The 20,760-nt window shown below is 49.8% G+C and carries 16 protein-coding genes and 1 tRNA gene; 10 read left to right on the top strand and 7 right to left on the bottom strand.

Annotation, left to right across the window (positions count from 1 at the left end; translation table 11 throughout):
• Positions 1-74 precede the first annotated feature (74 nt).
• Complete coding sequence (locus Q1K76_RS08270) at positions 75-1,271, top strand: transglutaminase-like domain-containing protein (protein WP_300132481.1); 1,197 nt, start codon at positions 75-77, stop codon at positions 1,269-1,271.
• A 203-nt stretch (positions 1,272-1,474) separates the two neighbouring features.
• Here the strand turns inward: Q1K76_RS08270 and Q1K76_RS08265 are convergent, their stop codons facing one another.
• Genes Q1K76_RS08265 through Q1K76_RS08250 form a run of 4 tightly spaced genes read right to left on the bottom strand, consistent with a single transcriptional unit; the run spans position 1,475 to position 3,929 of the window.
• A complete protein-coding gene (locus tag Q1K76_RS08265; RefSeq protein ID WP_300132478.1) occupies positions 1,475-2,056 on the bottom strand; it encodes a Maf-like protein in 582 nt (193 codons plus the stop codon).
• A gap of 24 nt (positions 2,057-2,080) precedes the next feature.
• Positions 2,081-2,605, bottom strand: coding sequence for an HAD family hydrolase (locus Q1K76_RS08260; protein ID WP_300132475.1), 525 nt, complete (start codon positions 2,603-2,605; stop codon positions 2,081-2,083).
• Complete coding sequence (locus Q1K76_RS08255) at positions 2,602-3,387, bottom strand: Rossmann-like and DUF2520 domain-containing protein (RefSeq protein WP_300132472.1); 786 nt, start codon at positions 3,385-3,387, stop codon at positions 2,602-2,604. The genes Q1K76_RS08260 and Q1K76_RS08255 overlap by 4 nt, the downstream gene beginning before the upstream one ends.
• 11 nt (positions 3,388-3,398) lie before the next feature.
• On the bottom strand, positions 3,399-3,929 hold the full coding sequence (locus Q1K76_RS08250; protein ID WP_087408449.1) for a nitroreductase family protein: 531 nt from the start codon (positions 3,927-3,929) through the stop codon (positions 3,399-3,401).
• 256 nt (positions 3,930-4,185) lie between these two features.
• Between Q1K76_RS08250 and Q1K76_RS08245 the strand changes: the two genes are divergently transcribed.
• Positions 4,186-6,600 carry a TonB-dependent receptor gene (locus tag Q1K76_RS08245; protein WP_087408450.1) on the top strand — a complete coding sequence of 805 codons (2,415 nt, stop codon included), beginning with the start codon at positions 4,186-4,188 and terminating at the stop codon, positions 6,598-6,600.
• Positions 6,601-6,609: 9 nt separating this feature from the next.
• On the opposite strand, the gene Q1K76_RS08240 is transcribed toward Q1K76_RS08245, so the two are convergent.
• Positions 6,610-7,125, bottom strand: a complete 516-nt coding sequence (locus Q1K76_RS08240) for a DUF308 domain-containing protein (RefSeq protein ID WP_298663482.1) — start codon at positions 7,123-7,125, stop codon at positions 6,610-6,612.
• 276 nt (positions 7,126-7,401) lie between these two features.
• On the opposite strand from Q1K76_RS08240, the gene Q1K76_RS08235 reads away from it, so the two are divergent.
• Complete coding sequence (locus Q1K76_RS08235) at positions 7,402-8,370, top strand: diacylglycerol kinase family protein (protein ID WP_258327661.1); 969 nt, start codon at positions 7,402-7,404, stop codon at positions 8,368-8,370.
• Positions 8,371-8,423: 53 nt separating this feature from the next.
• Here the strand turns inward: Q1K76_RS08235 and Q1K76_RS08230 are convergent, their stop codons facing one another.
• Complete coding sequence (locus tag Q1K76_RS08230; protein ID WP_300132466.1) at positions 8,424-8,930, bottom strand: metallophosphoesterase family protein; 507 nt, start codon at positions 8,928-8,930, stop codon at positions 8,424-8,426.
• A gap of 88 nt (positions 8,931-9,018) precedes the next feature.
• On the opposite strand from Q1K76_RS08230, the gene Q1K76_RS08225 reads away from it, so the two are divergent.
• Positions 9,019-9,091: transfer RNA gene (locus Q1K76_RS08225), tRNA-Gly, on the top strand.
• A 294-nt stretch (positions 9,092-9,385) separates the two neighbouring features.
• Here the strand turns inward: Q1K76_RS08225 and Q1K76_RS08220 are convergent.
• Positions 9,386-10,336 carry an IS1595 family transposase gene (locus tag Q1K76_RS08220; RefSeq protein ID WP_300132463.1) on the bottom strand — a complete coding sequence of 317 codons (951 nt, stop codon included), beginning with the start codon at positions 10,334-10,336 and terminating at the stop codon, positions 9,386-9,388.
• A 209-nt stretch (positions 10,337-10,545) separates the two neighbouring features.
• Here Q1K76_RS08220 and Q1K76_RS08215 point away from each other — a divergent pair, with 209 nt between their 5' ends.
• From Q1K76_RS08215 to Q1K76_RS08190, 6 genes are all read left to right on the top strand, one after another.
• Positions 10,546-11,118, top strand: a complete 573-nt coding sequence (locus tag Q1K76_RS08215) for an RNA polymerase sigma-70 factor (protein WP_087424730.1) — start codon at positions 10,546-10,548, stop codon at positions 11,116-11,118.
• A gap of 61 nt (positions 11,119-11,179) precedes the next feature.
• A complete protein-coding gene (locus Q1K76_RS08210) occupies positions 11,180-12,115 on the top strand; it encodes a FecR family protein (protein WP_300132460.1) in 936 nt (311 codons plus the stop codon).
• 134 nt (positions 12,116-12,249) lie between these two features.
• A complete protein-coding gene (locus tag Q1K76_RS08205; protein WP_300132457.1) occupies positions 12,250-15,696 on the top strand; it encodes a TonB-dependent receptor in 3,447 nt (1,148 codons plus the stop codon).
• 12 nt (positions 15,697-15,708) lie between these two features.
• The gene (locus tag Q1K76_RS08200) at positions 15,709-17,484 is read left to right on the top strand and encodes a RagB/SusD family nutrient uptake outer membrane protein (RefSeq protein ID WP_300132455.1); all 1,776 of its coding nucleotides are present in this window, start codon (positions 15,709-15,711) and stop codon (positions 17,482-17,484) included.
• Between the two features lie 133 nt (positions 17,485-17,617).
• Positions 17,618-19,126, top strand: coding sequence for a LamG-like jellyroll fold domain-containing protein (locus Q1K76_RS08195; protein WP_300132453.1), 1,509 nt, complete (start codon positions 17,618-17,620; stop codon positions 19,124-19,126).
• Positions 19,127-19,137: 11 nt separating this feature from the next.
• Positions 19,138-20,730 (top strand): beta-N-acetylhexosaminidase, encoded by a 1,593-nt coding sequence (locus Q1K76_RS08190; protein ID WP_300132451.1) that lies wholly within the window; start codon positions 19,138-19,140, stop codon positions 20,728-20,730.
• The last annotated feature ends 30 nt before the right edge of the window (positions 20,731-20,760 follow it).

Below are 20,760 nucleotides of genomic sequence, written 5' to 3'. Positions count from 1 at the left end.
AAAAAAACGAGAAAAAGTTGTAACAAATACGATATATTTGCGTCTCATCTATATACGAACAAACATACGAGTCTATGAAACGATTTTTGTGGCTGGTGCTTTTGCCCCTCTGTTTCGGGAGTTGGGCTGCCGAGAGAGAATGGAATGCCGATAGCGTGCAGGTGTATTACGAGAGCCAGGTGCAGCCGGTGATACAGAAAAGTTGGAAGAACTACAATCTGATCGAGAAGACCTACCGGCAGTTTTTCGACCGTTGCAAGTCGTTGCCCGACTCGGTAATCGACCAGAGTTCGTGGTGTTTCACCGAGGCCTATTACAACCTGGCCTGCTGCCTCTCGCTCAAGAGGCGCAAGCGGGCGGCTATCGATGCCTTCGAGCAGGCTATCCGGCATGGTTACTACGACTATGCCCATGCCCGGCAGGATACCGACCTGGACAATATCCGGGGCGACAAGCGTTTTCAGCGGCTCCTGGCCCAGTTGCGCGAGGTGGGCGATTTCAACTACATACTCCGCAAGTCGCCCGGCTATGACAACACCGCCTCTACCGACTCGCTGCCGGCCTTTACCTATATGGCGCCCAACGACAGCAACCTGGTGCGGGTGCGCCGCTACTTCAACCTCGACAGCATTGCGGGTGCGGGCGACGAAATCTCGAAAATCAAGAACTTGCTGTTGTGGGTACACAACACCATCCGTCACGACGGGTCGTCATACAATCCCAAGGTGAAGAATGCCATTGCCATCTACGAAATCTGCAAGCGCGAAGACCGGGGTGTCAACTGCCGCATGATGGCGCAGATGCTCAATGAGTGCTATCTGGCCATGGGCTTCAAGTCGCGCTATGTCACCTGCCTGCCCAAGAGCTATATCAACGACTGCCACGTCATCAACGCCGTCTACTCCTGCACCCTCGACAAGTGGGTGTGGGTAGACCCCACCTGGGGCGCCTATGTGATGGACGAGGAGGGCAATCTGCTCGGCCTCTCGGAGGTGCGCGACCGGTTGAAAACGGGCCAGTTCGTCACGGTGAACGAGGATGCCAACTGGAATCATCAAGTGGCTTGCACGACCGATTACTACCTGAACTACTACATGAGCAAGAACCTCTATTATCTGCAATGTTCCGATATTAGCGGTTTCGACAACGAGACCCGTATCGAGGGAAAAGTGATGCCGCGCTACGTCACCCTCTCGCCCGAGGGCGAACCCTATGACAACTCGCTCAGCACCTCGAACGAGGCTTGGTTCTGGGTATCGCCTTATAAATGATGTGGGGGCCAGCTTTTTGGAGTATGGAGAGGGCGCACGAACCGTGCGCCCTTTCTTTTTCGATGAGGAGAGTATCTCTTGCCGGTATTCCTGCCCGGGTATTTTCTGGATTCCGCGTCGGGGCGCGGAATGACGTGTGTGTCACCCCGCACCTCGATGCGGGGTCCAGAAGAGAGCCGTTTGGTATTTTTGTGGGATGACTCTTAGAATCTCTTCAACTCGGTGTAGAGCCGCTGGATAGGCAGCCCCATTACGTTGTAGTAGCTGCCGTGCAACCCGGTCACACCGATGTAGCCAATCCACTCCTGCACGCCGTAGGCGCCAGCCTTGTCGAGCGGGCGGTAGCGGTCGACGTAGTAGTCTATTTCGTCGTCGGAGAGGGGGGCGAAATCGACCTCGGTCGATACGGCAAAGGAGATTTGCTTCTGCATCGAGGTGAGCGTAACCCCGGTGATGACGGTGTGCGTCTTACCCGAGAGGGCCCGCAGCATGGCTTTGGCATCGGCCAGGTCGTGCGGCTTGCCATAGACCCGGCCGTCGAGCCAGACGATGGTATCGGCCGTGATGAGCAGCGTGTTTTCTTTCATCTGGCTGCGATAGGCGGCCGCCTTCTCCTGCGAGATGTAGAGCGGAATCTCTTCACCCGAGAGGGTAGCGGGGTACGACTCGTCCACCTCGGGCAGAGCCGTTACGCGGTATTCGATGTCGAGCCCGGCCAGGAGCTCGCGGCGACGTGGCGAGTTGCTCGCCAGCAGTATTTCGTATTTCTGGAGATTCGATAACATAGTCAATCGTTTTTTTTCTGAGGTTTACCAGCCGAATGCCTTTTCGTCGGCCATCCATTTGCCTTGGGCGCGCAGCACCTGTTCGATGATGTCGCGGCCGCAACCCATCCCGCCGCAGAGGGGCGAAACGTAGCGGGCAATCTGTTTGATTTCGGGAGCCGCATCGGCCGGGCAGGCGGGCAGACCGGCCACACGCATCACCTCGTAGTCGGGAATATCGTCGCCCATGTACATCACTTCACTCGCTTGCAGGCCGCACTCGGCGAGCCACTGTTCGAATATCTTGATTTTCACGGCCACGCCCATGTAGACGTGCGAGAGGCCCAGCCCCTCGAAGCGTTTGCGCACCGCCTCAGTGCGTCCGCCGGTGATGATGGCCACGGGGTATCCCAGTTTGGCCGCCAGTTGCAAGGCATATCCGTCTTTGATGTTGATGACCCGCATGGGTTCGCCCGAGGGGTGCAGGGGTATGGAGTCGGACGACAGCACGCCGTCCACGTCGAAGGCAAAGGCTTTTATTTTTGTCAGGTCGAAATCGGTTCGGCTCATGGTTGTTTGGTTTTATCGGGGTTATGGATTTCGTGAATGCTGCGGCTCATCAGACTGTAAATCTCGCGCATCGTGGGGTCGGAGAGCAGCGCCTCCTGTTTGGCGATGATGTTGCGGTCGTATCGGATGGCCGGGCCCGTCTGGGCATCGAAGGGCGATATGTCGGCCACCTTGTCGGCCGTTTCTCGGATGAGGGGCAGCATCGCCTCGAAAGGCAGTCCGTGTTCCTGCAGGATGCGGTCGCACAGCACATAGAGGTGGTTGGTGAAGTTGCAGGCAAAGACGGCAGCCAGGTGCAGATACTTGCGTTGCTCCGAGTCGGCCCGGTAGACGCGGCCCGAGAGCCGGGCGGCCAGGTGGTACAGCAGGTCGGCATCGGCTTCGCTGTTGGCCTCGATGAAGAGGGGAATGTTGTCGAATGCCACCTCGCGCTCCTTGCTGAAGGTCTGCATGGGGTAGAAGACTCCGTAGCGGGTCGAGTAGGGGCGGAATATTTCGCAGTCCACACTGCCGGCCGTGTGTACCCACAGCCCGTTGTTGGCCGGCATACGGGCAAGCAGGTCGGGCAGTACCGAGTCCTTCACGGCGAAAATATAGAGGTCGCCGTCGGCAGGCAGACTGTTGAGGTCGGTCGTGTAGCGGCAGTGGGGCAACTGTTCGCCCAACCGCCGGGCCGACTCTTCGGTGCGGCTATATACCCACGCCGGGGCGAGACCCTTCTCCCGCAACACCAGTGCCAGCCTCGTAGCCAGGTTGCCGGCACCGATCAGGATTATCTTCATCGCTGCCTCGTTCATTCCCATTTGCCTATATGCACCTTTTCCCACATCATCTTCTCTTCGTCGAAGGGTTTGCGCTCCTCGTCCTTGTGACCGATGGAGAGGATGCAGAGCACACCCATCGTTTCGGGTATGCCCAGTATGCTGCGCACGATGTCTTCGGCCGGTTCGTCGTCGGCCCCGAATCGGTTGCGCACCTGAATCCAGCAGCTGCCCAGCCCCAGGTCGGCCGCTTGCAGTTGCATGAGTATGGCGGCAATCGAGGCATCCTCGACCCAGGTATCGGTAAGGGTCATGTCGGCCGTCACGACGATAGCCAGGGCAGCCCCTTCGACAGGCTTGGCTCCGGCCGTCTTGCAGGCAGCCAGGCGGGCCAGCACCTCTTTGTCTTCGACGGCGATAAACTCCCAAGGGGTACAGCGTTTCGACGAGGGGGCGAGCAGCCCGGCCTCGAGAATCAGCTTCACCGAGTCGGGCGACAGCGGTTGGTCGGTATACTTGCGGATGCTACGGCGGTGCATCAACAGATCGTGCAGATTATTCATAAGGGTAATGTTTTTACGGTTTGTATTTCATGAATTGGAGGAGGTGACGTTCGGCCCCGGCTGTGTGGCGTACAGACGAGCGGGGACACGAGCCTGCATCTCTTCCAGTAGCAAAGATACAAAACCTAATGCTTACGCGGGGAATTTGCGAAAACTTTTTTCGCTACTTTTCGGCGGGCCGCATACTGAACGACGCTTTTTTGCGTTTATTAAATGTGCCTCTCGACAAACGGGGCACGTTGTGTATAGAATCCCGATGAAATACAAGATATTACTCCTTTTTGTCGCGATAGGTGCGGTGCTCGAGCTGGCGGCGCAAGGGCGTGTGAAACTCACGGGCCGGGTCTACGACAGCGACAACCAGCCTATCGAACTGGCTACGGTGCGTGTGGCGGGTACCACCATGGGCACGATGACCGACCTCAAGGGCGAGTATCAGCTCTCCATACCGGCGGGCGACTCGATTGTGGTCATCTACTCCTGCTTGGGTTACCGCGAGGAGCAGCGGCAGCTGCTCAACCTCACGAAAGACGTCTCGCTGTCGGTGCGGCTGAACAAAAACTCGAAGATGCTGAGCGAGGTGGTGGTGGCGACTCACCGCCGGCAGACCAGTACGCTGCAGACTATCGACACGAAGGACCTCAAGCTGATGCCCGATGCCTCGGGCGGCAGTATCGAGGCGATGCTCACCACCTTTGCCGGGGTCAACTCGAGCAACGAGTTGAGTTCGCAATACTCGGTGCGGGGCGGTAACTTCGACGAGAATATCGTCTACATCAACGGTATCGAGGTGTATCGTCCGCTCACGGTGCGGTCGGGACAGCAGGAAGGGTTGAGTATCATCAACCCCGATATGGTGGGGGCCGTAGGCTTTTCGTCGGGCGGTTTCTCGGCCGAGTATGGCGACAAGATGTCGTCGGTGCTCGATATTATCTACAAGCACCCCGAGGCTTTCGAGGGGTCGGTGTCGGCCAGCTTTCTGGGGGCCACCGCCTCGATTGGGCAGAGTACCAAGAAGTTCTCGCAACTGCACGGCATCCGCTACAAGACCAACTCCACCCTGTTGAGCTCGCTCGATACCAAGGGCGAGTATGAACCGTCGTTCTTCGATTATCAAACCTATCTCACCTATAAGTTCGCCCCCAAGTGGGAGGCTTCGTTTCTGGGCAACATTGCCATCAACGACTACAAGTTCACTCCCCACGAGCGCAATACCTCGTTCGGTACGGCTACCAATGCCAAGCAGTTCAAGGTCTATTTCGACGGCGGGGAGCGCGACAAGTTCGAGACCTATTTCGGGGCTCTGTCGCTGAACTTCTTCCCCGACAAGTATACCCAGTGGGCCTTGATGACCTCGGCCTTTGTCACCAACGAGCTGGTGACCTACGACATTTCGGGGCAATACTGGCTCGACGAGCTGGCCGATACGGGCGACGGCGAGGGCAGCGAGAATACCGGCGCGCTGGGCGTGGGTACCTATCACGAGCATGCCCGCAACCGCCTCAAGGCCTCGGTGATTGCCACCTCGATCAAAGGGGCTACCAAGTTGGGCCAGAACGAGCTGAAGTGGGGATTCACCCACCAGTACGAACAGATTTACGACCGCGTGCGCGAGTGGGAGATGCGCGACTCGGCCGGCTATTCGCTGCCGCATACCGGGCAGTCGGTCGAGATGATTTACAACCTCTTTTCGAAGCAGGACATGGAGAGCCACCGCCTCTCGGCCTATCTGCAGGATACCTATCGGATGCGCACCTTGTGGGGGCGGCTCATCTTCACCGGTGGTGTGCGGGCCTCGTACTGGGGCTTCAACAAGGAGACGCTGGTGAGTCCGCGGGCCTCGATTACCTTCATCCCGGCCGCCAACGAGCAGATTACGGCCCGCCTGGCCGGCGGTCTCTATTACCAGGCCCCCTTCTACAAGGAGTTGCGCGACACGGTGTGCGATGCCTCCAACAATTACGTGGTGCAGTTGAACCGCAACATCAAGTCGCAACGCTCGATACACGTGGTGCTCGGCGGCGACTATTCGTTCCGGGCGTTGGACCGTCCGTTCAAATTCACGGCCGAACTCTACTACAAGAAACTCGATAACCTCATTCCCTACGAAATCGACAACCTGCGGGTGTGGTACAGCGGGCAGAACGAGGCCAAGGGCTACGCCGCCGGTATCGACCTGAAGCTCTTCGGGCAGTTTGTGCCCGGGGTCGACTCGTGGCTCACCTTCTCGCTGATGAAGACGCAGGAGGAAATCGGCGGCATCAAGTTGCCCCGACCTACCGACCAGCGGTACAGCGTGGGGCTCTACTTCCAGGACTATGTGCCCCGCTTCCCCAAATACAAATTCAGCCTGCGGGCTATCCTGGCCGACGGTCTGCCGGTGGGTTCGCCCCGCAAGGGACGTCAGGCGGGCTACTTCAGGGCCCCGGCCTACAAGCGTATCGACATCGGAGCTTCGCGTCTGCTGGTGGGGGGCGAAGACAAACTCCTGCAACGGGGTATCTTCCGCAACCTGAAAAGCGTGTGGATTGGTATCGACGTGTTCAACCTCTTCGACATCAGCAACGTGAACTCCTACTATTGGGTCACCGACATCACCAATGCCCAGTATGCCGTGCCCAACTACCTTACCCGCAGGCAGATAAACCTGCGTCTCTCCATCGACTTTTAATCGACCCGATTACCGCAGGCGAATGTAGTACATCAGGTCGGTGATGCCGTAGAGCAGTGTGGCCGCACCGAAGGTGGCGACAATGATGCGCTCGGTCGCCGAGAAGGGATTGACCAGAATCTCGATGCCGATAAGCAGAACAATCACCGGCAGCAGATAGGAGAGCCACCCCGCCTTGCGCTTGATGGTCTTCTTCAGTGTGAGCAGATAGAGCAACTGGTAAACTCCGATTAAGATGAGTGCACCCCCCAGCACGTAGATGGTCACCCCGATGTACCAACTGGGCACCAGGATGAGCGAACACCCGAACAGCAGCAGGATGGCCGACATCACCGGGAACGGCAGATCCTTCTTGTGGTCGCCGCTCAGCAGATAGAACAGAATGGTGTAGAGACTGGGCACCCCCAAAAGAATACCGATAATGAACAGTATGGTGGGCAGGGCGGCGTTGGGATAGAATATCAACAGCAACCCCACGGCAATAGAGGCGATGATGCGGACGAGCGGATTTTGAAAAGCATTCATAAGACAGGGCTCTGGATTAGTTGTTCTTCATATAATATATAACAACAGCAAAGGTAGCAAGATGTTTGTGAAATGTCGTGATGGTGAAACGCTATTTAACAGCCTTGTATGCAGAAGCCGCGGCCGGAGTGTGTGAATTTGGGAATATTTATTACCTTTGTCCCCGCTGCGGTAAATCGCGGTCGAGCCGGGTCGCTTGGATGCGGCTGTGTCGACATCGATGCAAGAGGCTCCACACGAGAGGTTTACCTCTATTTTCGAAACAAAAAAGATGCTATGTCTGCACCGAAAAAAATCTTAGCCATCATAAATCCCATTTCGGGAACCAAAGATAAAGAGGAATTGCCTGCCTTGATCGACGAGGTGATAGACCCGTCGAAATACAGCGTGGAGTGCCGCTTCACCCAATATGCCGGCCATGCGGCCGAGATGACCCGTCAGGCTGTTGCCGACGGGGTAGATGTGGTGCTCTCGGTCGGGGGCGACGGTACCTGCAACGAGATTGCCCGCGAACTGATAAACACCCCCACGGCGCTGGCCATCGTGCCGGTTGGTTCGGGCAACGGGTTGGCCCGCCACCTGGGCATCTCGATGGATGCCCGCAAGGCGCTCGAGATTGTCAACGACGGCGTGATTGCCGACCTCGACTACTGTACGGCCAACGGCCGCCCCTTCTTCTGCACCTGCGGGGTGGGGTTCGATGCGCTGGTGAGCCTCAAGTTTGCGCAGGGAAAACGCCGGGGTAAGCTGGCCTATGTGGCCAAGGCGCTCACCGAGTACCTCAAGTACAAGTCGGAGACCTACCAGATTGAGATGCCCGACGGTACTGTCACCGAGAAGGCCTTCCTCATTGCCTGCGGCAACGCCTCGCAATATGGCAACAATGCCTATATCGCCCCCCATGCCAGCATGCAGGACGGCAAAATAGACGTCACGGTGCTCATGCCCTTTACCCCCTTCGACACGGCGGGGTTGGCCCTGTTGCTCTTCACCAAGCATATCGATCAGGATGCCAACATCAAGAGCTTTACCACCGAGTCGCTCGTCATCAAGCGCGAGAAACCGGGGGCCATGCACCTCGACGGCGAGCCTGTCGAGATGGGTACCCGCATCGACATCCGCTGCTTCAAAGGAGGTCTGCGCGCCCTCATTCCGGCCGAGGACCCCAAGCGCTCCATCATCGAGCCCTTCGCCTCGGTATTCTGGGAGTTTATCGAGACCGTGCGTCAGGAGTTGAATATCTGATAGGTCGGGTGTTATTCCATTGAAAAGTGATTGTCGAGCGGCCGCAGACCGTGTTAGCCTCCCTGTCGGCGGTCGGCCAGTTCGATGACCTCGAGGTCCTTGATTTCGGCCCCGTCGATGACGAAGCGCACGAGGGTGCGTTTCTTGTGGAATCCGTACAGGCCGGCGGCTCCGGGGTTGATGTGGAGGCATTTCAAGGTTTTGTCGTAGAGTACCTTCAGGATGTGCGAGTGGCCCGAGATGAAGAGTTTGGGCGGATGAATGTAAATCTGGGGTATCACCTCGCGGGCATATTTGCCGGGGTATCCGCCGATGTGGGTCATCCACACGTCCACCCCCTCGATGGTAAACCGCTGGTGTTGCGGGTAGCGCAGGCGCAATTCGTGGCCGTCGATGTTGCCATAGACGGCCCGGAAGGGTTTCATGGCCTCGAAGCGGTCGGCCAGCTCGACCGAGCCGATGTCGCCCGCGTGCCAAATCTCGTCGCACTCGGCAAAATATTTCGCGTAACGGTCGTCCCACCAGGCGTGGGTATCGGATAACAGACCAATCTTTACCATGACTCTTTTCTCAATTTAAGGGTAAAAGTACGGCAATAATTTGTAAAGTCGAAAAAAAACAGCTACATTTGTCCCCACAGAAACAGATGCGGTAGTAGCTCAGTTGGTAGAGCATCAGCTTCCCAAGCTGAGGGTCGCGAGTTCGAGCCTCGTTTGCCGCTCTTTGAGAAGCCGGTTTGCATGCAGCAAGCCGGCTTTTTTTTGTGCTGGTTCATATTGGAGAAGAGGGCCTTCGAGCTTTGAAGAAGGGGTGTAGCACAACGGATAGAACAGATGCTATCTCTCTCGCATTTAATCCTCCGTGGAATTGATATGGGCTTGTGTAATAGTCTGCTACCTGTTATAAATCGGAGACATTACATTTTTATTATATTCTTTATTATACCTTGCAGAGGAAAGATTTTCTTGATAACTTGCACTACATTTTTTTTAAATGAATGTCCGCAAGTTGCCAATCAATAAATTCGATGTTTAAAGTTCGCCCTATACGTACATGCGCAAAGTTCGAGCCTGTCAAAGAGTCTGAAGCCCAAATACCTTCTGTTGAACTTATAACAGAACTCGTTAAGGTAGAGTTGCAGGAACTCTGCTTTTATGTCATGGTACATGTCCAGTATGCTCCTTTTGGCATTGCTGATGGCAATGTGCACCCAAGGCAGAACTTTCCCGACACTCTTTTTGTCATCCGCAACTACGGCATGGTGGGAGGTTGTCACTCCGTCCTTTTCAAGAGCGGCATAACTGCTGAACCCGTCCGTGGTCACATCGGCGTTTCCGTCCGTCCCCGTCTTTATCTTGCCCGTGATGGTGGAAGCCTTAAAATCGCCGATGACCAGCATCTTTATATGCCCGACAGTTTTGGGCGTACTGTACTTTCTGGCAGGAGGCGTAGCGGACCGGCTGCTTTCGGCCATGACAAGGACGGAAGTCTTGCGCTGGCTTCCACGCCCTCGCTTCAGCGGACAGTCCTTCTGGTCTTCAGGAGTTTCGGTGGAAAAGAAGCCCTCGTCCACTTCCATATCCCCATGAAGGGCGTAAAGGCTGTCGCGCCTGCCCATCACATCGCGCAGCTTATGCACCATTTCCCATACGGGCTGGTAACGCTTGCGGCCGAGCTGGCGCTGTATCTCCTTTGCCGATATGGCACGCCTGGTAGCCGTCAGCAGGAACATGGCCGCAAACCAATCACGCACAGGAAGATGGCTGCCTTGCATGACCGTGCCCGAACGAAGCTGCATCTCATGTTTGCAATCCATGCAAGTCCAGGACTTATGGCTCGGATTCCAGCTCAGGCGCAAACCGCCGCACTGGCTGCAGAACAGACCGTGGTGTTCACGGAAACTACGCAATGCAGCCTCGCAGGAGGCCTCGTCTGGGTATTGACGGTAAAAATCAAGCAGGGTCATATCATATACGTTTTTATTGTCCATACATCTCGCATCAAGCATAAAGTGTTCCAATACACGCCTATCGGACATCTTGGCGGTTTAAACTTTGCTAATTTGGGAACATGCGGACATTCATTTTTTTTATTATAGGAATAAAAGACTATTTTAGCACGCTTGAAATATAGAGGCACAGCTTATTTAAAGACATAAATAGTTTGGCGATATCGATGGAATATATAGATAAATCAGAAGCATTGGCATCCTTTAGCGAAGTTTATCAGAAGTATAGAGGACCGTTCACAAGAATGGCTATTTCTTATGTGGGAGATAAGAGTATAGCCGAGGATTTTGTGACCGATTCATTCGTTGCTTATTGGGAGAACAGAAGCCGATTGCCTCAAGGCACCAATATACCGGCCTATATATTGGTATCGCTTAAGAATAAATGTTTGACCTATTTGACCCACCTCCGTAAAGAGCAGGAGATAATCGATTCGATGAAAAGTCAATACCAGTGGGAACTTGATTTTCAAATAGCCTCTTTGGAGGCATGTAATCCCCAGGAGATATTTTCAGAGGAGGTATGGCGGTTGGTAAACGAGGCTATTCGGTCGCTTCCCGATAAGACGAAAGAAATATTTTTGTTGAGTCGTATGGAAAATCTTACCAATCGTGAAATTGCCGAGCAGTTGGATATTTCGATTAAAACCGTAGAGTTTCATATAGGTCGGGCTTTGAAGGTGATGAGAGTTGCCCTGAAAGATTATTTGCCTCTTTTTTTTCTTCTTTTTGTAAAATAATTGGATTTTTCGTTAGGGTACATTTATACTCGTTAGTTATATATGCGTAAAGGGTAAATTTATGGATAGAGATTTGCTATATCGTTTTTTCAATGGGACCGCTTCAGAATCGGAACGGAAGGATATTAGGCAGTGGGCCGATGCAGCTCCCGAGAATATGAAAGAACTGTTGAAAGAACGTAAATTATACACGGCTATCTTATTGACTGGTGAGCGGGAGTCTTTTGCCCTGTCTAAGGAGAAAGAGCCGGTATGGTATAAGCGTTCTTATTTTGTTCGATGGGGGCAGTATGCTGCGGTTTTTCTCTGTGCCGTGTTATTGACCTGGTTGGTTTCGAATCGGGTAGATCGTGCTTCGTCGATGATGCAAGTGGATGTCCCCCTTGGACAATATATCAATCTGACTCTGTCGGATGGAACAAACGTATATTTGAACTCTGGAACAACATTCAAATATCCGACAGCCTTTACCGGGAAAAATCGTGAGGTGGAAATTGATGGAGAGGGATTCTTTCGGGTAACGCATCAAAAGAACGATGTCCCTTTTATAGTTAAGACTTCGAAAGGACAGGTGAAGGTATTGGGTACCCAGTTCAATGTAGAGGCATACAACGATAAAGATCTGTTTGAGACTTCATTACTTGAAGGGAAAGTTGAGGTGACTACGGCATCTGATAAACTTGTATTGAACCCCAATGAAAAAGCCGTTCTTGTTGGTGGAAAATTAAAGAGAGAGACTCTTGATGACGAGAGTAGCTATAGTTGGACAAGCGGGATAATTGACTTTAACAATATTCGCTTTGATGACCTTATGAAAGAGTTTGAGAAGATTTATGGAGTTCATATTATCATTCGTAATCCGCAAATCAAGGACAATCGCTGTTTAGGAAAATTCCGGCGTATAGATGGGCTGGACTATGCATTACAAGTATTGCAGGTAGATATAGATTTTGAATATAGTCACGATTTTGAAACACAAACCTTTTATATTAACTAAAAACACAACACAATACCATGAGAAAGACATAGCCCAGATAAAAAGTAGGGAATATCGAACCGTCGCCAAACAATCGATATTCCCCTTTGGAAAATTAACACAAGAATTGTATTAATCTTAAAACACACAAATGTATGAAAAAGAAATTGATGTTGAGGAATGAACGTTCCTCTAATTCAATATTATTAAGAATTATGAAAATCACATGTACCTTATTTTTTGTGGGCATATTGCAGATTTTTGCTTTCAACGCTTATTCTCAAAATGCTCGTGTTACCATGAATCATGTCAATACACCCCTTCGGGTTATTCTTAACGATATTGAGAAGCAGACCAATTATTTGTTTGTAATTATTAACTCACAAGTCGATACACAGAAGAAATATACGGTACAAGTTAAGTCGGAACCCGTTTCTACTGTATTGAACGCCTTGTTTCAAGGTGAAAATGTGGTTTATCAATTGCAGGGAAATCACATTGTACTTTCGCGTGAGGATAAAAAGCGAGAGCAGAAATCCAAACGTACAGTGACAGGGTATATAAAGGATCATTCGGGCGAACCATTGGTGGGTGCCAGTATTCTGGTAAAAGGGACTCAACAAGGTACAGTGACCGACTTGAATGGCTATTTCAGTCTCGAAGGCGAATATGACGAAAGTACCGTATTGAGTATTCGCTATGTGGGTATGGAGAGTAAGGATGTGGCAATTGCCGATAAAAACAGTCTCGATATCACTCTCGACGATGGTGCACAACAACTGGACGATGTGGTTGTCGTGGGATATGGAACCCAAAAGAAGATAAATTTGAGTGGAGCCGTCGAGGCCGTATCGGGAGCTGTCCTTGAAAACCGCTCGGTCAATAACGTGGGAACCATGTTGCAAGGATTGGTGCCCAACCTGAATATTAGTGTGGATGGCGGTCAGATAAATCAGACTCCGAGTTTCAATATTCGAGGCGTCACAACTATAACCAATGGTGGAGCTCCATTGATTCTTGTCGATGGAATCCCTACCGAAGAGGCCGATTTCTCGCGTATGAACAGTGCCGATATTGAGAGTATATCGGTACTTAAGGATGCCTCTTCAGCTGCTATTTATGGAGCAAGGGCCGCATTCGGTGTAATTCTGGTTACGACGAAAAAAGGAGGAAAAGACGGTAAGGTAAGGTTTACGTTCAACAACACGGTCAACGTGCGTACTCTGGGGCGTATGCCACAGGTTGTAAAAGACCCCTATATACAGGCTTCGTATAAAGATATTATGGGAGCTCCGTGGTACGACCTTTACAGCGAAGAGGAGTTGGAGTATGCCAAGCAACGTTCGCTCGATCCTTCGTTGTCGCCGGTAATGATCGACCCGACTGATCCAAACCGATATACCTATTTGGGCGCTACCGACTGGTTTCACGAACTCTATAATAATACCGGGCTATCTCATTCACACTCCATCGGTATGTCGGGAGCTACCGAGAAAACCTCGTATTATCTGGGTGGAGAGTATTTTGGCGAAAGCGGTATGCTTAAGTATAATACCGATCAGTACAATCGTTATAACTTGAGGAGTAATGTCAGCTATCAGGTGACCGATTGGCTTTCGATTTCAAATAATACATCGATGACTTATTATACCTATAAAGCACCCTCTTCGCTCGATTGCGGTTGGTTGTACAAAGAGATACACAATGCCAATGCCTTGACTATTCCCAAGAATCCCGACGGAAGTTGGACCGAGAGTGGAGCCAAGTATATTGCCGGTACCGAAATGGGCGGCGAAAGCGAATATGAAGAGCTATTGGCTCAGACTCAGATTTCGTTTGATATCCAGCTTATTAAGAACATTTGGTCGGTAAAAGGAGATCTTGCTGTTAAATTTTGGAACAAGCATAAGAACTATTGGGAGTCTGATAAAGATATCGTGTATAGAGATGGGCCCGAGAGTGCACCCAAGGAATTGGGATGGAGCGATTTCGCTCGTACCGAGCATGATAATTCCCGATTTACCCTTTTTAATGTATATACCAACTTCAACAAGAAATTTGGTAAACACGAGTTAGGCGCAACTCTTGGCTTTGAGCAGCAACTCGAAACCGCACAATACTTTACCGGTGAGCGAGATGGCCTTATCAGTAACTCGGCTCCCAGTATTGGTGTGGCATCGGGCGATAATAAAACTTTGACCGATACCCGTTACAGCTGGGCTACGCGGAGTGGCTTTTATCGGTTGAACTATATATTTGACGATAAATATATTTTTGAAGCAAACGGCCGTTACGATGGAACTTCGCGATTCCAAAAGGACCATCGCTTTGGATTTTTCCCTTCATTCTCGGCCGCGTGGGTAATCTCAAACGAGAATTTCTATCAAGGAATAAAAGAGGTGATGAATATGACCAAACTCAGGGCCTCTTATGGTTGGCTGGGTAATCAAAATGTGGGCTATTATGAGTATATTTCAAATATGACCTTCTATGAGTGTAACTACTTGCTCAATGGGAAAAAGCCTATTGGAGTGGGGTCGCCCGATTTGATATCCGATGACTTGACGTGGGAGAAAGTAAATACGATTGATTTCGGTTTGGATCTGGCTTTCTTGAGAAACAGACTTACATTCAGTGGCGATGTATATCGTCGAAATACCAAGGATATGCTCACTCCAGGGAAAACGCTTCCCGGTGTATTGGGTGTTGCGTCGCCTCGTCAGAATGCGGCCGACCTGAAAACCGAGGGATGGGAAATCTCGATTGGTTGGCAAGACCATTTTATGTTGGCATCCAAACCGTTCAAATATTCGGTTAAATTCAATATCTCCGATTCGTATGCCGTGATAACCAAGTTTAACAATGAGACCGGAACGCTTGACGATTATTATCCCGGATGGCGTATCGGTGATATATGGGGATTGACGACCGAAGGTTTCTTCCAAAGTGAGGAGGATATTAAGAATCATGCCGACCAATGGGAGGTTACGGCCTATCCGGGTGACCGGCCTCTTGCTCCCGGCGATTTGAAATACAAGGATTTGAATGGCGATGGATATGTCAATAAAGGCAAATGGACAATCGATGACCATGGTGATTTTTCGATTATCGGGAACACAAGCGATCGCTATTGCTATGGTGCCGATATAAACGCCGAATGGAATGGCTTTGACCTTAGAATCTTGTTGCAAGGTGTAGGGAAAAAGGACTGGTATCCCAATGTGTTTACGTTCTTTGGAATTTATCGAGCTCCGTGGTCAGATGTATATACCAACAATCTTGACCACTGGACTCCCGAGAATCCCGACGGATATTTCCCCCGGTTGAAATCCTATACGGCCGAGGTCGCAGGTGATATGAGTATTGCCCAAACCCGATATTTACAGGATGCCTCTTATATGAGAATCAAGAATATCACCTTTGGATATACTTTGCCACAGTCGCTTACCCGTAAGATTAAAATCGATCAGGTGCGGTTCTATTTTAGTGGAGATAATATAGCTGAGATTACCAAACTTTGCAAGAATGTCGATCCCGAGGGGCTTGGATTGGTACATCCCATGCAACGGGTATTCTCTTTTGGCCTCAATCTTAATTTCTAAAACGTATGAATTATGAAAACGAGAGTATTATATATTGTAATTATAATGATGGGGTTATGTGGTTGTAACGATTCTTTTTTGAATCGTTTGCCCGAAACGTCGTTGGTTACTGAAAATTTCTTCAACTCACCCTCCGATCTGGAGCTTTTTGTCAATAAATTGTACTTAAGTGAATCTCCTAAGTATTGGGATCCGGGAACCGACAATGTTGTCGCTTCGGAAAAGGATGAAATGTTGGATTTGATACATGGCAATATTACACCTGCCACGGTTGGTGGCTGGGATTGGGGCCAGATACGTGAGTTGAACTATTTCCTCGATAATGCCGGTAAAGCGCAGGGTGACCAGGAATTGATAAACCATTATATTGGCATTGTGCGTATGTTGCGTGGTCGCGAATATTATGAAATGGTAAAGCGATATAGTGATGTACCTTGGTATGACCATGCTTTGAAAGATACCGAGGTCGATGAGCTATACAAGCCTCAAGATTCCCGCACCTTTGTCGTTGAGAAAATTATGGAAGATTTGGATTTCGGGTGTAAAAATATTATGACCGACCTTGAGAATAGAACCGTTTACAACCGGTGGTATGCCTATGGCTTGCTGGCCCGTATAGCCTTGCATGAAGGTACGTTCAGAAAGTATCACACCGAACTGGGTTTGGAAAGTACTGCCGATGAGTTCCTTCGCAAAGCGGTTACGGCTTGTGAAGCTATCATGGCAAATACTACCGACTTTGAAATTTATGATGTCGACGGTCCTGATAATTCGTATCGCAACCTGTTTATCAGCAATGATTTGAGCAAGTGTAAGGAGATTATTCTGTTCAAAGATTATGATTATGATGCACAAATCAAGCATTATGCTTCGAATCATGTATTCTCCTATACTACCAATTTGAGTCGGGCTTTGATGGAGAGTTATCTGGTAAAGAAAGAGAATAAGGCTGTTCCGTTCTCTTCGGTAGAAAACTACCAGACTAAGACATTTATCGAAACCTTTGCCGATAGAGACCCCCGATATGCACAGACGTTTATGTATCCCGGTTACATACGACCGGGCGATGTACAACCGTTTGTCCCCAATATGAATTTGGGGGGGTATCCTCAAATCAAGTTTGTATCGAAAGATGCTCAGCAGATTATGCCGGGTACCTCATATAACGATCTTCCCTTGATGCGGCTGGGTGAGATATTGCTTATCTATGCCGAGGCCAAAGCCGAGTTGGGAACACTCAATCAAGAGGATCTCGATAAATCGATTAATAAGTTGAGAGATCGGGTGGGAATGCCTCACATGATCTTGTCGGAGTTGGTGACCGATCCTACTTTGGAACAACAGTATCCCAATGTTTCGGGTGCCATGAAAAACGCAATTCTCGAAGTCCGTCGCGAACGTCGGGTCGAGTTGGCTTGTGAGGGATTTCGTAAAGATGATATTCTGCGGTGGCGTGTAGGGACCCTTCTCGAGATGCCACAAGGGGCCTATATTGCGGCTATTAACGAGGTATTCGATGTGACTGGTGACGGAGTTTCCGATGTGGGCATTTTCTTGAACAGTGCTTCGGTCAAGCCCATTTATAAAAAGAAGATATGCTACTATCTTGAGGATGAAAATGGCGAAAAGACCGGTATTTCTCTCTCGGAAGGTGATCATGGTTATATTATTCTGACAAATGATTTGACCAGTCCCAAGAAATTTATCGAGCCTAAGTATTATTATTTCCCGATACCTCAGGGCGAACGTGTTACCAATCCTAATTTACACGAAACAAATTTCTGGTAATTATCTAATTTCCAATTAAATATAGTCTCCTTCTCATCTTGTGCATGACATAAGATGGAGCCCAGGTTATACCCTGTGTTAGAATAACTTTCGGGTTGTTCAGAGGGAGATTATTGTCTAACAAAGAAAGATTATGAGATATTCTTATTCTATATTAATTCCGTTACTGGTGCTTGTAGCTTGGCCGCTTCAAGCCAAGGAGGTGGTTGTAACATTTGACAATCCGGCTGAGTTTTATGAGAAATATCGGTTTGTCGATGGAATCGAGGGTAAAGCCCTGGATTTGAGTTCCGATGCCTATCATCGCAATCCGGTTACGGTGGGGCAGATTGATTCGCTCGATATGGCAGGCTCTTTTTCTTTGGGAATTTGGGTCAACACAACGAGTCGGGAAACAGGTCTGAAAGCATTGGTAAGTAATAAGCGTTCATGTGAGATGAAAGATGCCGGCATTATGTTGTCGGCTCAGGAAAATGGGTCGTGGTGCGTCTATTTTACCGATGGGACCAATTGGCAATGGGATTATCGTCCTACTGTAGAGCGTCAGCCCATTAATGATGGAAAGTGGCATTTCCTTGCTGTGACTCATAATGCCGATAAAGATGAGATGAAGATGTATTACGACGGGCTAAATGTAGCTACTTATTGCACCAATGGGAATAAGTGCTTGGCGACGGGAAATCCTTTATATATAGGAAATCACATCGACGATCAATGGCACAGTTTCGAGGGCCTTTTAGACCGTTTCTCTTTTATCAATCGGGTGAAGAGCGAAGCTGAAATTGCCGATGAATATGAGCAGTTTACAGGAATCAGGCGAGAGGCTCGGCTACCGTATTTTACTCCTGAGATAAATTTGATGGAGTTTAATATTTTCCATGGAGGTCATGAGTTGGGTGAGCAGGTGGGCGTAAATCGCGTCGTAGAGGTGATTAAAAAGTCTCATGCCGATATCATAGGTATGATTGAAACTTACGGAGCCGGGGCCGAAATAGCCGATGCCCTGGGGTATTATTTCTATTTGCGCAGTTCAAATCTCTCGATTATGAGCAAGTATCCCATAGAACAGACCTGGGATATGTTTCAGCCCTTCAACACGTGTGCTGCAACAATCCGTATCAGCGAGACTCAGGTCATCAATTATGTAAATCTGTGGCTCGATTACCGACCCATCACCGACGAGCAAGTGAGGGCGCGATTGTCGGTCGAGGAGATAGAACAGCAAGAGTTGCCCACGCGTTATCGCGAGTTGACTGCCATATTGGGTGATATGCAACCCTTCTTTGACCAGAAAGGGGTGCCTCTCTTTGTCTCGGGTGACTTTAACAGTGGTTCTCATCTGGATTGGACCGAGGAGGCGAAACATCTGTTCGGTGGCTATGTATTGAAATGGCCTACCAGTGTACTGATGGAGAAGAGAGGTTTTAAGGATTCGTATCGAGAACTCCATCCCAATCCTGTGAAAGATCCTTGCCTTACCTGGTCCACCATGTCGAAACTCGACTTGCAATATCGCATCGACTTTATCTATTATATGGGTGATAAAGTGAAAGCCGTTCGTTCTGAAATGCTTGACAAGCATCCGATACGTTTCCCATCGGATCACGCGGCTATGATAACAACTTTCTCTTTTAAGAAATGAATATGATAGGTATGACAAAATATAAGATTTGGGTGATAATAGCTCTCATTGTTTTTCTGGGAAAATCCCATTCTTTTGCCGGTATATTGCCCTATCCCAATCATATAGAGTGGAAGTCGGGCGAATATCGTATGGGGAGGAAAGCTCATCTGTATTGCGATGCGTGTTTCAAGGAAGAGGTACGGCGAGCAATGGATGGCTTGGACAAGGCGGGTTTGTTGTCATACGACTTTTGTGACAAGTCGGGAGCTGATTTTCGTATCTGTTATACCAGTGAGATAAAGCCCGAAGGATATATGCTGGATATAAATTCTGATGGGATAACCATTTGTGCGTCAACTCAATCGGGCGTGTTCTATGCTATCCAGACCCTTAGGCAGGTAGCTCAGGAAGAGGGGGCTTCAATACTGTTCCCGTGCATGGTTGTCTGTGATTATCCGGCATTTGCCTGGCGGGGTTTCCTGTTGGATGAAGCACGTAACTTCCAGGGAAAGAGTGAGGTAAAGAAGCTTTTGGATGAAATGGCTGCATTGAAGATGAATGTGTTTCAATGGCACTTGACCGATGATCAGGGTTGGCGTATTGAAATTAAGAAATATCCCTTGCTGACCGCAGTGGGTGGACATAGAGATTCTACTCAGCTCGACTGGTATGAGAGTACCGTATATGATGGTACACCCGTGAGTGGATTCTACACGCAAGACGATATTCGTGAGATTGTAGCTTATGCCGCCGATCGCCACATTACGGTGGTTCCCGAGATTGAATTTCCCGGGCACGCATCGGCTGCTATTGCGGCATATCCCTGGCTGGGATGTAGTCAAGACCCGATATCGGTACCTTGTAGTTATGGAGTATTTTCGGCCGTTTTCAATATAGCCGACAGTCGGGTGCAGACTTTCATCCGGGATGTGTTGGACGAAGTTTCGTCTCTTTTCCCTTCGGCGGTTATTCACATTGGAGGTGATGAGGTGAAATATGATGAGTGGCAAAACTCTCAAGCAATACAACAATTGATGGAGAAGGAACAGCTATCGACTCCGGCCGAGTTACAGATCTGGTTTGCCAATCGACTCTCAAGCTATTTGAGTCGAAAAGGAAAAATCATGATGGGGTGGAACGATATCACCGGCGACAAACTTCATGCGTTTCAACCCGATAGCGAGGTGCAAAGTAAACTCGACCCCGCTAATACGATTGTTCAGTTTTGGACAGGGGATCGCTCGATATTGAAGAAAGCCCTCGAGCGGCGTCTTAAAATTGTGAATACTCTGTGCGAATATACCTATTTGAATTATAACTACGATAAGATTGTTCCAGGGTTGGAGTATGGATACAAACCTATTTCGTTGGAGAAGGCCTATGACTTTAATCCGGTTCCCGAGTGGTTGGAGAGTGATCGGGATTTGATATTGGGCCTTTCGTGTGCCATGTGGGGCGAGTGGATTAACCGACCCGAAACGATGTATAAGATGGTCTATCCTCAGATTGCGGCCTATGCCGAAACGGGATGGACTCTACAAGAGAATAAAAATTTCGACAGATTCCAGCGCTCTTTGAGATTCTTCATCGATCGGTGGCAAGCTGCTCGGTATATACAATAATCTAAAATCTATGTTTCACTAAAAAAAATC

This window comes from uncultured Barnesiella sp., assembly GCF_946496565.1.
In the GTDB taxonomy this organism is placed as follows: Bacteria; Bacteroidota; Bacteroidia; order Bacteroidales; family Barnesiellaceae; genus Barnesiella; species Barnesiella merdigallinarum.
This window is presented reverse-complemented; position numbering and strand designations above follow the sequence as displayed.

What these genes read in the sequence shown, in the direction of transcription:
- Q1K76_RS08210 (WP_300132460.1), top strand. Translation starts at nt 11,180, where the DNA reads ATGGATAGAGATTTGCTATATCGTTTTTTCAATGGGACCGCTTCAGAA.
- Q1K76_RS08200 (WP_300132455.1), top strand. Translation starts at nt 15,709, where the DNA reads ATGAAAACGAGAGTATTATATATTGTAATTATAATGATGGGGTTATGT.
- Q1K76_RS08250 (WP_087408449.1), bottom strand. Translation starts at nt 3,929, where the DNA reads ATGAATAATCTGCACGATCTGTTGATGCACCGCCGTAGCATCCGCAAG.
- Q1K76_RS08230 (WP_300132466.1), bottom strand. Translation starts at nt 8,930, where the DNA reads ATGGTAAAGATTGGTCTGTTATCCGATACCCACGCCTGGTGGGACGAC.
- Q1K76_RS08215 (WP_087424730.1), top strand. Translation starts at nt 10,546, where the DNA reads ATGGAATATATAGATAAATCAGAAGCATTGGCATCCTTTAGCGAAGTT.
- Q1K76_RS08260 (WP_300132475.1), bottom strand. Translation starts at nt 2,605, where the DNA reads ATGAGCCGAACCGATTTCGACCTGACAAAAATAAAAGCCTTTGCCTTC.
- Q1K76_RS08240 (WP_298663482.1), bottom strand. Translation starts at nt 7,125, where the DNA reads ATGAATGCTTTTCAAAATCCGCTCGTCCGCATCATCGCCTCTATTGCC.
- Q1K76_RS08245 (WP_087408450.1), top strand. Translation starts at nt 4,186, where the DNA reads ATGAAATACAAGATATTACTCCTTTTTGTCGCGATAGGTGCGGTGCTC.
- Q1K76_RS08270 (WP_300132481.1), top strand. Translation starts at nt 75, where the DNA reads ATGAAACGATTTTTGTGGCTGGTGCTTTTGCCCCTCTGTTTCGGGAGT.
- Q1K76_RS08220 (WP_300132463.1), bottom strand. Translation starts at nt 10,336, where the DNA reads ATGACCCTGCTTGATTTTTACCGTCAATACCCAGACGAGGCCTCCTGC.
- Q1K76_RS08190 (WP_300132451.1), top strand. Translation starts at nt 19,138, where the DNA reads ATGACAAAATATAAGATTTGGGTGATAATAGCTCTCATTGTTTTTCTG.
- Q1K76_RS08205 (WP_300132457.1), top strand. Translation starts at nt 12,250, where the DNA reads ATGAAAAAGAAATTGATGTTGAGGAATGAACGTTCCTCTAATTCAATA.
- Q1K76_RS08235 (WP_258327661.1), top strand. Translation starts at nt 7,402, where the DNA reads ATGTCTGCACCGAAAAAAATCTTAGCCATCATAAATCCCATTTCGGGA.
- Q1K76_RS08265 (WP_300132478.1), bottom strand. Translation starts at nt 2,056, where the DNA reads ATGTTATCGAATCTCCAGAAATACGAAATACTGCTGGCGAGCAACTCG.
- Q1K76_RS08195 (WP_300132453.1), top strand. Translation starts at nt 17,618, where the DNA reads ATGAGATATTCTTATTCTATATTAATTCCGTTACTGGTGCTTGTAGCT.
- Q1K76_RS08255 (WP_300132472.1), bottom strand. Translation starts at nt 3,387, where the DNA reads ATGAAGATAATCCTGATCGGTGCCGGCAACCTGGCTACGAGGCTGGCA.